This window comes from Pseudomonas oplopanacis (assembly GCF_057128725.1).
The window spans coordinates 372,072-384,404 of sequence record NZ_JBSKHV010000001.1 but is presented as its reverse complement, the minus strand read 5'-3'; the positions used below and the strand labels follow the sequence as shown (position 1 = coordinate 384,404).

General features: G+C 60.2%; 13 protein-coding genes. 7 read left to right on the top strand and 6 right to left on the bottom strand.

The window, feature by feature from the left end; translation table 11 throughout:
* Window positions 1-140: 140 nt before the first annotated feature.
* The 3 genes from ACWKV5_RS01880 (at window position 141) to ACWKV5_RS01870 (ending at window position 3,494) form a co-directional block, all read left to right on the top strand.
* On the top strand, window positions 141-1,211 hold the full coding sequence (locus tag ACWKV5_RS01880) for a diguanylate cyclase (RefSeq protein ID WP_483839914.1): 1,071 nt from the start codon (window positions 141-143) through the stop codon (window positions 1,209-1,211).
* A 275-nt stretch (window positions 1,212-1,486) separates the two neighbouring features.
* On the top strand, window positions 1,487-2,722 hold the full coding sequence (locus ACWKV5_RS01875; protein ID WP_483839913.1) for a M20/M25/M40 family metallo-hydrolase: 1,236 nt from the start codon (window positions 1,487-1,489) through the stop codon (window positions 2,720-2,722).
* A gap of 469 nt (window positions 2,723-3,191) precedes the next feature.
* Window positions 3,192-3,494 (top strand): hypothetical protein, encoded by a 303-nt coding sequence (locus ACWKV5_RS01870; protein WP_483839912.1) that lies wholly within the window; start codon window positions 3,192-3,194, stop codon window positions 3,492-3,494.
* A 151-nt stretch (window positions 3,495-3,645) separates the two neighbouring features.
* On the opposite strand, the gene ACWKV5_RS01865 is transcribed toward ACWKV5_RS01870, so the two are convergent.
* The 4 genes from ACWKV5_RS01865 to ACWKV5_RS01850 all read right to left on the bottom strand — a co-directional run bounded on the left by ACWKV5_RS01865 (window position 3,646) and on the right by ACWKV5_RS01850 (window position 7,175).
* The gene (locus ACWKV5_RS01865; protein WP_027925208.1) at window positions 3,646-4,515 is read right to left on the bottom strand and encodes an isocitrate lyase/PEP mutase family protein; all 870 of its coding nucleotides are present in this window, start codon (window positions 4,513-4,515) and stop codon (window positions 3,646-3,648) included.
* Between the two features lie 161 nt (window positions 4,516-4,676).
* Complete coding sequence (gene astA, locus ACWKV5_RS01860) at window positions 4,677-5,711, bottom strand: arginine N-succinyltransferase (RefSeq protein WP_483839911.1); 1,035 nt, start codon at window positions 5,709-5,711, stop codon at window positions 4,677-4,679.
* Between the two features lie 61 nt (window positions 5,712-5,772).
* Window positions 5,773-6,789: an arginine N-succinyltransferase gene (locus ACWKV5_RS01855; RefSeq protein WP_483839910.1), complete on the bottom strand. Its 1,017-nt coding sequence runs from the start codon at window positions 6,787-6,789 to the stop codon at window positions 5,773-5,775.
* A gap of 119 nt (window positions 6,790-6,908) precedes the next feature.
* On the bottom strand, window positions 6,909-7,175 hold the full coding sequence (locus ACWKV5_RS01850) for a hypothetical protein (RefSeq protein ID WP_483839909.1): 267 nt from the start codon (window positions 7,173-7,175) through the stop codon (window positions 6,909-6,911).
* A gap of 339 nt (window positions 7,176-7,514) precedes the next feature.
* On the opposite strand from ACWKV5_RS01850, the gene ACWKV5_RS01845 reads away from it, so the two are divergent.
* Window positions 7,515-8,087, top strand: a complete 573-nt coding sequence (locus ACWKV5_RS01845; RefSeq protein ID WP_483839908.1) for a histidine phosphatase family protein — start codon at window positions 7,515-7,517, stop codon at window positions 8,085-8,087.
* Complete coding sequence (cobF, locus tag ACWKV5_RS01840) at window positions 8,087-8,842, top strand: precorrin-6A synthase (deacetylating) (protein ID WP_483839907.1); 756 nt, start codon at window positions 8,087-8,089, stop codon at window positions 8,840-8,842. The genes ACWKV5_RS01845 and cobF overlap by 1 nt, the downstream gene beginning before the upstream one ends.
* A gap of 118 nt (window positions 8,843-8,960) precedes the next feature.
* On the opposite strand, the gene ftrA is transcribed toward cobF, so the two are convergent.
* On the bottom strand, window positions 8,961-9,935 hold the full coding sequence (gene ftrA / locus ACWKV5_RS01835; protein ID WP_483839906.1) for a transcriptional regulator FtrA: 975 nt from the start codon (window positions 9,933-9,935) through the stop codon (window positions 8,961-8,963).
* Between the two features lie 99 nt (window positions 9,936-10,034).
* Between ftrA and ACWKV5_RS01830 the strand changes: the two genes are divergently transcribed.
* Entirely contained in the window at window positions 10,035-10,469 is a 435-nt protein-coding gene (locus ACWKV5_RS01830) for a rhodanese-like domain-containing protein (RefSeq protein WP_483839905.1), read from the top strand.
* Between the two features lie 188 nt (window positions 10,470-10,657).
* On the opposite strand, the gene ACWKV5_RS01825 is transcribed toward ACWKV5_RS01830, so the two are convergent.
* A complete protein-coding gene (locus tag ACWKV5_RS01825) occupies window positions 10,658-11,302 on the bottom strand; it encodes a type 1 glutamine amidotransferase (protein WP_483839904.1) in 645 nt (214 codons plus the stop codon).
* Between the two features lie 245 nt (window positions 11,303-11,547).
* Between ACWKV5_RS01825 and ACWKV5_RS01820 the strand changes: the two genes are divergently transcribed.
* Window positions 11,548-12,327 carry an ABC transporter substrate-binding protein gene (locus ACWKV5_RS01820; RefSeq protein WP_483839903.1) on the top strand — a complete coding sequence of 260 codons (780 nt, stop codon included), beginning with the start codon at window positions 11,548-11,550 and terminating at the stop codon, window positions 12,325-12,327.
* Window positions 12,328-12,333 lie beyond the last annotated feature (6 nt).

Below are 12,333 nucleotides of genomic sequence, written 5' to 3'. Positions count from 1 at the left end.
ACATTGAGGACTCGCCTCGTGGCAATACCCCGGTATTCAGACCGCTCACCGGTGATGGCTATTTAACGTCGCCCTGATAGACTTCAAACGCACCTGCAAGCCCGGTGTTATCAGGTTCCGTTCAGTGGCGCAGAGGCCCTATGGCAAAAGCGGGGAAAGGACTTTCATTAGCCAGGAGACTTTATACATCGCGAACCCTGGGCCTGGCCTTGGGATTGTTGTGTGTGAGCGCGGCGATGTATCCACTCGACCCTGCTCCGTGGGTGTGGGGGCTGATGCTGTTCAACGGCGTGTTGTGGCCGCACGTTGCCTATCAGTGGGCGCGTCGGGCCAAGGTGCCGTTTCACGCCGAGCACCGCAACATCCTGGTCGACGCCTTTCTCGGCGGTTTCTGGGTGGCGGCCATGCAATTCAATCCACTGCCCAGCGTTGCAACGCTGTCGATGATGGCGATGAACAATGTCGCCATCGGCGGCATGCGATTCCTGTTGGTGGGCACCGTCGCGCAGATCCTCGGGATGGGGGTGGGGTGGCTGGCGTTTATCCCGGCTTTCATTCCTTCGACAACGCCGTTGCAGATGTTCGCCTGCATGCCCCTGCTGATCCTGTATCCCATGGCGCTGGGCTGGATCTGTTTCCGTCAGGCCACCACCCTGGGTCTGCAAAAGCGCGAGTTGCTGGCCCTGAGCCGTACCGACAGCCTGACCGGCCTGCTGAACCATGGCGCCTGGAAGGATCAACTTGAAGTCGAGTTCCAGCGCTGCCAACGCCTGCAGCAGGGCGGGGCGATTGCGCTGATCGACATCGACCATTTCAAAGCAATCAATGACACCTACGGCCACGTCGCCGGAGACATCGTGTTGCGCCAGTTGAGCAAAATGCTCAAGCAGAACCTGCGCGTCGCCGATGTCGCCGGGCGTTATGGCGGCGACGAGTTCTGCGTGATCCTGCCGGACATGCCGCTGAACAGCGCCGCCGCGACGATGGAAGCCCTGCGCGACCGCTTTGCCACGTTGGGTTACGAGCAGAACCCGGCGTTGAAAGTCAGTTTGAGTATTGGTTTGGCGGCTTTCAGTACGGCGCATACCGATGCGACTTTATGGCTCAACGATGCGGATCAGGCGTTGTATGAAGCCAAGACCACGGGCCGTAATCGTGTGATCTGCCGCACCAATGACAAGCCGTATCGCGAACTGCTCGACCCCGTCTGACCCTTCACGACCAATCCCCCTGTGGGAGCGAGCCTGCTCGCGAAAGCGGTGTATCAGGCGATATACATCTTGAATGTGACGGCCCTTTCGCGAGCAGGCTCGCTCCCACAGTTGATCGCGGGTGCATGGATCTGTGTGTTCACCCAGATCCAATGTGAGAGCAATCCCCCCAGTAATCTTCGGCCACGGGTTCGTGTGTGTCGCATTCGGTCTAGAGCCTTGGGTCGTTGTCAGGTAGGGTGTTTTTGACTCCGACACGAAACAAGGACCGATTCATGACGCTCAATCTCCCTCGCTCCCTGCTGGTCTCCAGTCTGACCATCGCCCTCGGCGCCTTCGCTCCTGCAGCCTTCGCCGAACCGCACAAACAAGTCCTCGCCGATTCCGAGCAATATAAGGGTGAAGCCCTGAAGCTGCTGGAACGGCTGGTCAACATCGACTCCGGTTCCGGCTATGAGCCCGGCCTGACGCAAGTGCGTGATATCGCCATCGACGAGCTGAAAAAGCTCGGTGCCACCATCGAGTTGGTGCCCAATACACCCGATAAAAGCAGCCACGTGATCGCGACGCTGAAAGGCACCGGCAAGGCGAAAATCCTGCTGATGGCGCACATGGACACCGTGTTCAAGGAAGGCTCGGCTGCCGAGCGTCCGTTCCACATCAAGGACGGCCGCGCCTATGGGCCGGGCGTGATGGATGACAAGGGCGGCATCGTCGCCGGGATCTATGCGCTGAAAGTGCTGAAGAACCTCAACTTCAAGGACTACGCGCAGATCACGTTCCTGCTCGACGCCAGTGAAGAAACCGGCTCCGACGTCGCTACTGATCTGATCAAGAAAACCGCCAAGGCCCACGACGTGACCCTCAACCTCGAACCGGGTCGTCCGGCGGATGGTTTGGTGGTGTGGCGCAAAGGCAGCGCCACGGCGGTGGTGGAAGTCAAAGGCAAAGCCGCTCACGCCGGTGTCGCGCCGGAACTGGGACGCAACGCGGCCATGGAAGTCGCGCATCAGATTCTGCAACTCGGCAAGCTGGGCGATGAAGAGAAGAAAACCACCATCAATTTCACCGTGCTCAAGGCGGGCGACCGCACCAACGTGATCCCGGACCAGGCCACGGCCAAGGCTGACGTGCGGGCCGCGGTGCCGGAAGAATTCGACCGGATCGAGAAGGACCTGGCGCGGGTTTCCAAGGACAAGTTGATTGCGGATACCGAAGTCAACACCACCCTTCAGCGCGGGTTACCGCCGATGCCGCAGACGGCGGAGTCCGATCGGTTGATGGCCATGGCGCAGGGAATTTACGGCGAAATTGGCCGCAAGTTGACCGAGGAAGGCAGCGGCGGGGCGGCGGATGCCAGTCTCTCGGCCGGTGTGGGCACGCCGACGCTGGATGGGTTCGGGATTGTCGGCGGCAATATCCATACGCCTGAAGAGTACGCAGAGGTAGAAAGCGTGGCGCCGAGGATCTACTTGTTGTCGCGGATGATTATGGAGTTGACCAAGCAGTAAGCCGCACCGTTTCCCCCCTGTGGCGAGGGAGCTTGCTCCCGCTGGACTGCGCAGCAGGCCCATTCTTTGGGGCCGCTTCGCGGCCCAGCGGGAGCAAGCTCCCTCGCCACAAGGGTTTTTGGGTGTCGGTGAAATAGCGCTCCGCCCATCGTCGGGCAACGATCATCATGTGGCGCACAACTTTCCAAGACGTTTCCTACAACGTACCCTGTTGCCGCGTTTCGGTATCGACCCCTATAGTTCGGGCTCGCGGAAATTACCGCGAACGACCTTGGTCGGTCGGATACAGGAACGTCCAGCTACCAAACACCTTTCAGGCGATAAACGCCTGACACATCGTGTTATGGCGGCTGTGCGTGGGACACCTTCGGGTGTGCCGGTTCCTGTACCCGGTCGGCCAACCCGCGTACGGCTGCCACCTTCGTTTGGCCGCGAAACGGTGGTTGCTCAAATTACAGGAGTTACAACAATGCACGACCAAGTTATGCCCCGTTATCTCCCCATCGACACCTACGACGCCGAAGATCCGGTGCTCTTCATCAATACCCACAAAGAACTCAGCGACCTCGCAGCCTGCGCGGCGCATCGCTTTACCGTGGTTCGTGATCTGGCGGACACCTTGTCCAGCCTTGGCCTCAAAGGTATTTCAGACTGTGATCTGACGCGTGTGACCGGGGCCGTGCATCTGCTGATGCGGGAAGGGTGCGCGATTCTGGATGTGATCCGGGCGCGGGCGTTGCAGCGGGAGGAAGGGTTCAAGGCTGCAATTTAGCGGTGTTGCAACCGGCCCCTTCGCGAGCACGCCCGCTCCCACATTGAATCGCTGTCATGCACAGATGCTGTGTTCACTGGATATTAAATGTGGGAGCGGGCTTGCTCGCGAAGGGGCCATAACAGGCAATCCAGCTAAACGGGTTAAACCATCACTCCTTCACACGCATAAACTCTTCCGCCCAACGAATGTAATCCTCAGGCTGCGTGTACGTATGCGTCAGCTCCGTAGCGCTCAAGTCTGACGCCTGGGTAAAGATCTGCCGTTGCTCGCGCAAGCTGTCGTACGTCGCCTTGATCGCCGCGAAGTAAGCGCCATGCCCATCAATGGTCACGCGCACGCCCAGTTCGGCCAGGCGTTTGTCGTCGCGCAGCGCCGGGTTGCCGTAGGTGACCAGCATCAGCGGCACGCTCAGGTGTTCGGCGATTTTTTCCAGTTGATCAAAGTCTTGCACGCCCACCATGCAGATACCGTCCGCCCCGGCGGCTTGGTATTGCTGGGTGCGGCTGATGATTTCCTGGATAGGCAGGATGCCGGCATTGGTGCGGGCAATGATCGCCATTTCCGAATCGACCCGGGCTTCCAGCGCGGCGCGGATCTTGCCGACGCCTTCCGCGACCCCGATCAGGTCGGTGGATTTACGGCCGAATTGTGCCGGCAGCAAGGTGTCTTCGATGGTCAGCGCAGCGATGCCGGCGCGTTCGAGTTCGACGATGGTGCGCATCACGTTGAGCGCGTTGCCGTAGCCATGGTCGGCGTCGGCGATGACCGGTAATTGCGCCACACGGCCAATGCGGGTGGCCTGTTCGGCAAACTCGCTGAGGGTGATCAACGCAAAGTCGGGGGCGCCCAGCACCTGCAACGATGCGACGGAGCCGCCCAGAATCCCCACTTCAAAACCCAGGTCAGCGGCAATGCGGGCCGACATCGGGTCGAAGACCGAGGCCGTGTGGTAGCAGGTGTTGGAAGCGAACAGTTCGCGAAAGTTACGGCGCAAATCTTGATGGGAAAGCCTGGACATACGAGTTCCACCACTGCAATTGGAATGGAAGGGCTTGAGCAAAAGTGTCAACGCCGAAGGAACAAAAGGCTATCACGCGGACGAGGGGAAGATGATGACGAATTTGTACTGGCCGGACGATGTGCCCTGTGGCGAGGGGGCTCGCCACAGGTGTCGGGCGATCAGGCAGCCACCGCCTGCTGCTGTTGCTTCAACAAAGGCACCGCCCGCACGGAGTTGCCGGGTTGCAGTTGCAGGCGTTTGGCGGTGAGGCGGTCGACTACCAGGCTGTTGCCGACCATGCGCGCCTTGGCGACGGTGATGCGGCAGTTCTCCAGTCGGCGGTTGTGGATCAGCCACACCGGGGCCTGTTCGTCGGGTGTACCAATCGTCAGTACCAGCGCCTGGCTATCGCGCACGGTGCGGATTTTCGCCACCGGCGCTTCAATTACCGGCCCGGCGTCGAAGATGTCGATATAGCCCTGGTGGGCAAAACCCTCGGCATTGAGGATTTTCATCGCCGGTTCGGTGTTCGGGTGAGCTTTGCCGATCACCGCCTGGGCCTGCTCAGTCAGCAGGCAGGTGTAGAGCGGTTGGCGCGGCATCAGTTCGGCAATGAACGATTTGTTGCCCAGCCCCGACAGGTGGTCGGCGTGGCTGAATTCCATTTTGAAAAAGTGCCGGCCCAGGCTGTCCCAGAACGGTGAACAGCCGTGCTCGTCGGCGCTGCCACGCAGTTCGGCGATGAGCTTGTCGCCGAACAATTGCGGGAACTCGGCAACGAACAGCAACCGTCCCAGCGACAACAACCGGCCGTTCGTACCCTGGCGTTGATCGTGGCGCAGGAACAGCGAGCACAGCTCCGATTGGCCGGTCATTTCGTTGTTCAGGAACAAGGTCGGAATCTGCCGCGCAATCCCAAGGTCCGGCGAAGCGCTGACCGTCAGCCCCACCCGATAGTTGTACCAGGGTTCACGCAGGCCCACGGCGCCGGCCATTGCACTGACGCCGACCACTTGCTGATCGTCATCTTCCAGCACAAACAGGTAATCGGCATCTGCACGTTCGACCTGTTCGGCGAATGTCCGCTGGGCCCAGCGCACCCGGTGTGCCAGGCGATCCTCGTTGGCCGGCAGGGTGGTGAACCCGGGGCCGGCCTGTTGCACCAGATCCATCAAGGCGGGCAGGTCGGTGACGCGAACCGGGCGGACAATCATGATGCAGCTCCTTCTTCGCGCCAGTTCGGGCGCTGTCGTTGGGCACGGGGCCGGGTGATGCTCACAAGGCGATCAGCCGGATCGGGCTGCCATCGGTCACGTTCAGGGCCTGGCACATCTCGGCGCTCAACCCCACCGGTTGCCCGGTGACAACATCCAGTTCGACGACGATCGCGCGATAGCCTTCGAGCGCATCGTTGCTCACCAGGTAGCGACCGCGTGCATCGATGGATGAGCGAAGTTGCACCGTGCCTGTCTGGCTTTGGGCGATGGAGAGCACCTTCGAGGTGCGCGCATACAGGGTCGGGCCACCGTCGAACAGGTCGATGTAGCTGTTGGTTTCAAAGCCTTCGCGCTCAAGAATATCGAACGCCTCCTGGCCATCCGGGTGAATCCGGCCAATGCAGTCCTGTGCCGCCTGGGGCAGCATCGGCACGTAAATCGGGTACTGAGGCATCAGTTCGGCGAGGAAGGTCCGGGTTTCCAGACCACACAGCCGTTCAGCCTCGGTATACGGCAGGTCGAAAAAGTGTTTGCCCACCGCATCCCAGAACGGCGATTGCCCCTCATCGCTGCTGTAGCCGACGATTTCGGTGATCACCGCGTCGGCAAAGCGCTGTGGATGAGCGGCGATGAACAACAGCCGTGCCCGTGACAGCAGCTCCGAAAATGCCGTGCGTACCAGCGGGCTATCAATGTGAAAGCCGCGCAGCAAGGTGTGCCCGTTGAGGTCCTGGCACAACGACAGCGCCGGCACGCCATGCTCGATGTTCAGTTCCCGGGAAGCGCTGGTGAAATTACGGTTGCGCAAACTGTAGAACGGCTCGTTGAACCCGGCGGTGGCCAGAAGCTCCGAACACCCCACCAGGCGCTCGACCGTCAGGTCCTCCAGCACGAAGAAGTAATTTTCCGGGCCCTGTGCCTCGACGTCTTTTTCGAATGAGGCGCAGGATTCGATAATCCTCAGGCGCAGGCGTTCGGTGTCGTCCGGCAACGACGTGACGCCCACCAGACTGTCGCGCGCCAGTTGTTGCAACTGGGGCAGGTCGGTTAACTCGACTGGGCGTAAGACCAGCATGGATGTACTCCTGTATCAAAGGGTTCGGCGATGTGTTCCGAACCTGACTATCACTGTCGGTTTCCACGCGTTAAAGCAGCGATCGCCTGATTTTTTGTCAGACGCCGCCCTTATTATTTTCAGCCGTTGCCCGGCTCGGACAGCACCGTACGGGGGCCGGTTTTGTTGAACAAAAAGAAGTAGACCAGTCCCAAGGCTATGGCGCAGGGAGGGCGCGTAATCAGGCGGGGCCAGCGCAGATGGACATGTTGCAGGTGGGTACGTGGTTGCAAGGGAGGGACGAGCTCGTTACGCCGGTACGGGGCCAGCAAGGCGCGTGTGACCTTGCGTTCCGACGACGTCAGCTCCAGGCCGGCGTCGGTGATCAGGTCTCTGAAGGTGGGCATCCGGGCTCCTGCTGGATGGCGGTGTCGGTTTCATTTCAAATTGCGAAAGCAGTATTTATGTAGCCGAGCCTACAAGTCTAGTGAATTTTTCCACGCCTTTTTTGAGCCCGAAAACAGGGCGTAAACCGCGTGCTAAAGGAGCTACATGGAATTCGACAGCGCTTGTAGGCAATCGCCAGAATCCATGTCGGAGATTGCCGAATTACACTGCCTCATCAGGCGGGCAAGCGGTGTGGGCTGGTTGAAACGAAACGCCCTGAACCGGGCTTCTTGCGGCACAATCAGGCACATACCGTCGGCGCGTCGCCGTTATCCGTTTCATCGACAGGGTGTTCATCCGTGCAAGCAACCCGTTTGACCTTGATCTGTCACGCGCGAACCGTCGCACAGAAATTGGCGCGTTTTCCTACGAACGAACTGTTGGAAATGGATTGGCAATCGGCGAAGGGTTCGCGTCGTCACGTGTTCAAAGGGACGCCGCGTTTGCTCTGCGGTCCGGAATTGCGCACCCGGCAAACGGCCACATTGTTTGGCGATGAGGTTGAAGTGGTCGCCGCATTGAGCGATTGCGACTTCGGACAATGGCAGGGCGTGCGCATTGATGACCTGCAAACGTCAGAACCCGAGGCGCTCCAGGCCTGGCTCGATGACCCGACCTCGGCCCCGCATGGCGGTGAGTCAGTGGCGCAACTGGGGCAGCGCGTGGCGCAGTGGCTGCACACCCTCGAGGCAACACCGGGGCACGTCGTTGCGATCACCCATCCGTTTGTCATACGCGCTGCGCTGACCCACGTATTACAAGGTGCGGCGTTCAACCAGATCGACGTTGAACCGTTGTCAGCCATTGAGTTGCGGTTCACCGGCCGCTGGCGCCTGCGCTTGCTCGGCACTGATGCGCAAGGAGTGCTGTGATGAGAAAACTGTTGGTCATCGGCATCGGGGCCGGCAATCCCGACTACATCACGATGCAGGCCGTGAAGGCGCTGAATCTCGTTGATATTTTTTTTCTGATGGACAAGGGCCAGGACAAAGACTCGCTGATCGACCTGCGCCGCGACATCTGCGAACGCTACATCACCGATCACGACTATCGCTTCGTCGAGGCCCACAGCCCTGAGCGTGAGCGCGGTGAAGTGGACTACACGACAAGTGTCGAAGACCTCAATCTTGCCAAGCAATTGACCTTCGAACGGCTGATCAACGAGGAAATGACTGACGAGCAGTGCGCCGGTTTCCTGGTGTGGGGTGACCCGGCGTTGTACGACAGCACGATCCGCATTTTGCAGGCGATCCTGGCGACGGGTCGCTGTGTGTTCGAGTTTGAGGTGATCCCCGGCATCACCAGCGTCCAGGCATTGGCGGCGCGCCATAAAGTGCCGCTCAATCGCATTGGTCGCTCGATTGAAATTACCACCGGGCGCCGGTTGGCGGCGGGGCAGGTGAGTGAGGCGGACAGTGTGGTGGTGATGCTGGATGCGCAGGATGCCTACCGTCAGGTGGCCGATCCGGATACCGAGATTTACTGGGGGGCGTACTTGGGGACGCCGGATGAGATTTTGATCAGCGGCAAGCTTCAAGAGGTGGCGGATGAGATTGAGCGGGTGCGCAAGGCTGCTCGGCTGGCGAATGGGTGGATTATGGATACCTACTTGCTGCGTAAGCGTTGAGATCAGTGGTGTTTGGGCTGATGCCTTCGCGAGCAGGCTCGCTCCCACAGTGGATGGTGGTGCACCGTAGATCCAGTGTGGGAGCGAGCCTGCTCGCGAAGGGGCCTTCAAATACTGCTCAAAAAGTAGCGATGACCCCACGCCCAAACCGCTCCCGATACACCGACGGCGGCACACCCACCACTCCCCGAAATGCCACCCGAAAACTCTCCACCGAGCGATACCCGCACTGCTCGGCAATCTGATCGGTGTTGTACCCGGTGCTCTCCAGCAACTCTCGGGCCCGGGCCAATCGCTCATGCTGCAACCACGCTTTGGGCGGCATCCCGGTGGCTTCGGTAAACCGGCGCAAAAACGTCCGTTCACTCATCGCCGCTTCACTCGCCAGTTCACGAACCTCCAGCGGTTGGTGCAAGCGCTCCCGCGCCCATTGCATGACGCGTGACACGTCACTGCGTGGCGTCGGGCTGACCGGCGTTGGAATAAACTGCGCCTGGCCGCCGGTGCGTTGCGGCGACATCACCAGCCGTCGCGCCACCGAGTTCGCCACCTGCGTGCCGAAATCCCGCGCCACCAGGTGCAGGCAGGCATCGATGCCCGCCGCGCTGCCGGCCGAGGTAATCAATTGCCCGGAGTCGACATACAACACCTGCGGGTCCACCAGAATGTGCGGAAAACGTTCAGCCAGCTCACTGGTGTAGCGCCAATGGGTGGTAGCGCTGTGACCGTCGAGCAAACCGGTCGCCGCCAGCACAAACACCCCGGAGCAAATCGACAGCAATCGTGCGCCTCGGGCATGGGCTTTGCGCAAGGCGTCGAGCAGGTGTTCGGGCACCGGCGCATTACGGTCGCGCCAGCCAGGAATAATGATGGTCCGGGCGTCTTCGAGCAGCTCCATGCCGCCATCGGCCAGCACCTGAATGCCGCCCATGGCGCGCATCGGGCCCTGGTCAACGGCGACAATCCGGTGTTCGTACCACGGGAAGTCGAACTCCGGCCGCGCAAGGCCGAAGATCTCCACGGCGATGCCGAATTCGAAAGTACAGAGGCCGTCGTAGGCCAGAATCGCGACCAATCCAGGGTTAGGCTGCATTTGGCGGAAAGTTCCCGGTGAGTGTCTTGTGCGCCACTGTAGCGGCAAGTGGCGGGCGGATAAAGTCTTCTCACACCCACACACTACGGAGTACAGCCCATGACCAGCCTGGTTCGCGAAATTCCCGCCGCCCCTTCGGCCATTGCCCTGATGCATTTCAGTAACCGTCTGACCTTCGAGACCGATTGTTCCGACGTCCACGGCAGCCAACAGGCCGGCGAGGTGGATTTTGTGCTGGTGGACGTGCGTGGTCCGCTGGCGTTCGAGCGCGGCCATGTGCCGGGCGCGATCAACATTGCGGGGCGATTGCTGACTGCTGAAGGCCTGGCGGCTTACCCGAAAAGCAGTTTATTCGTGGTGTATTGCGCGGGCCCGCATTGCAATGGCGCCAACAAGGCCGCCGTGAAACTCGCGGCGCTGGGTTACCCGGTCAAGGAAATGATCGGCGGGGTGACGGGGTGGCTGGATGAAGGGTTTGAGTTGAGTGTGGTGGTGCAGCGTCCGGCGAGCGCCGTCATTGGCTGCGAATGCTGAAATTGGAATAACACCGAACACCTGTGGCGAGGGAGCTTGCTCCCGCTCGGCTGCGAAGCAGTCGTAATCAAAAAGAACGCGGTATGCCTGATGCACTGCGGTTACCGGTTTTGGGGCCGCTTCGCACCCCAGCGGGAGCAAGCTCCCTCGCCACAAAAAGCCCCTCGAACCACTTTGAATCCTGACGTTCAGCGAAGGGTTGAGGACGCCGCCCACCACCCATCCAGCGTCGCCTGCAACCAGTCATAAACGGCGGTGTAGGCGGGGCTGTCCTGTTCACCCCGAGGCAACGGCGATTCCTCACCAAAGTGCTCATTGAGCATCGCCACCGACTCGGCATTCCACTCCGGATGGAACTGTAACCCCACCCGCGTCGACCCCACCTGATACATCTGCTGTGCGCATTGCACACTGCTGGCGAGCAGTTGCGCTCCCGGCGGCAGGTCGATCGCGTCTTCGTGCCACTCCAGCACCTTCAACCGCTGGCCATCGGCGAACGTCACCTCAGTCCAGCCGGTTTCGGTTTGAGCCATCCGCCGCACCTGTCCGCCCAGACTCAACGCCAGCAACTGCGCCCCGAGGCAAATCGCAAAAACCGGAGCGCCCTGATCCAGACTGCCCGCAAGCCACTGCCGTTCGGCTTCCAGCCAGGCCGGTCCGGCGTTGGATTCATAAGGCCCACCCAACACAATCACCGGTGTCGCGCTCACGGGCGGCAATTGGCCGAGGTCGGCGCGAAAAACGTTTATCGTCAGGCCTCGGGACGTGGCCCAGTCAGCAATCGCACCCGGCCCTTCGGCGGGGTGGTGCTGGATCAGGTTCAATGTTGGCATCAGGATTCCCTGTCGTATTTGTGTGTAGGTTTTGCCTGATAAAAGGACTTGTCCTACAGTCTGTGCACCGCCGTGGCGCACACTTCAAGAGACTCCATCACGTGAGCCACTTTTCTGTAAGTATTTGTCGCTTAAACACAATTTGCCCATTTGAAGCCACTCTAGACTGCCGGCCACTTCGGTTTTCACCGGCCGAAAGCCAATCGTAAGCTGCCAATAAAAGCCTCCGCACACGGGAGTTATAAATGAAAAAGCTAGTGATGTTCGGTGCCCTGGCACTGTCGATGTTGTCCCTGACCGCTGTGGCCGAAGACGCCAAGCCGATCCGCATCGGTATTGAAGCCGGTTACCCGCCATTCTCGATGAAAACCCCCGACGGCAAACTGACCGGTTTCGACGTGGACATCGGCGATGCGCTGTGCGAGCAGATGAAAGTCAAATGCACGTGGGTCGAGCAGGAATTCGACGGTCTGATCCCGGCACTGAAAGTGAAGAAAATCGACGCGATCCTGTCGTCCATGACCATCACTGACGACCGCAAGAAGAACGTCGATTTCACCATCAAGTACTACCACACGCCGGCGCGCTTCGTGATGAAGGAAGGCACCGACGTCAAGGACCCGCTGACCGATCTCAAAGGCAAGAAAGTCGGTGTGCTGCGCGCCAGTACCCACGACCGCTTCGCCACTGAAGTGCTGGTGCCGGCCGGAATCGAACTGGTTCGCTACGGTTCCCAGCAGGAAGCCAACCTGGACATGGTCGCCGGTCGCGTTGACGCGCTGCTGGCCGACTCGGTCAACCTCGACGACGGCTTCTTGAAAACCAAAGAAGGTAAAGGGTTCGCCTTCGTTGGCCCTGAATACAACGATCCGAAGTACTTCGGTGGCGGCGCCGGCATTGCCGTGCGCAAAGGCGATACCGCCCTGGCCGAGCAGTTCAACGCGGCGATCACAGAGATCCGCGCCAACGGCAAGTACAAGCAAGTGCAGGACAAGTACTTCAAGTTTGACGTTTACGGCGAGTAATCACGC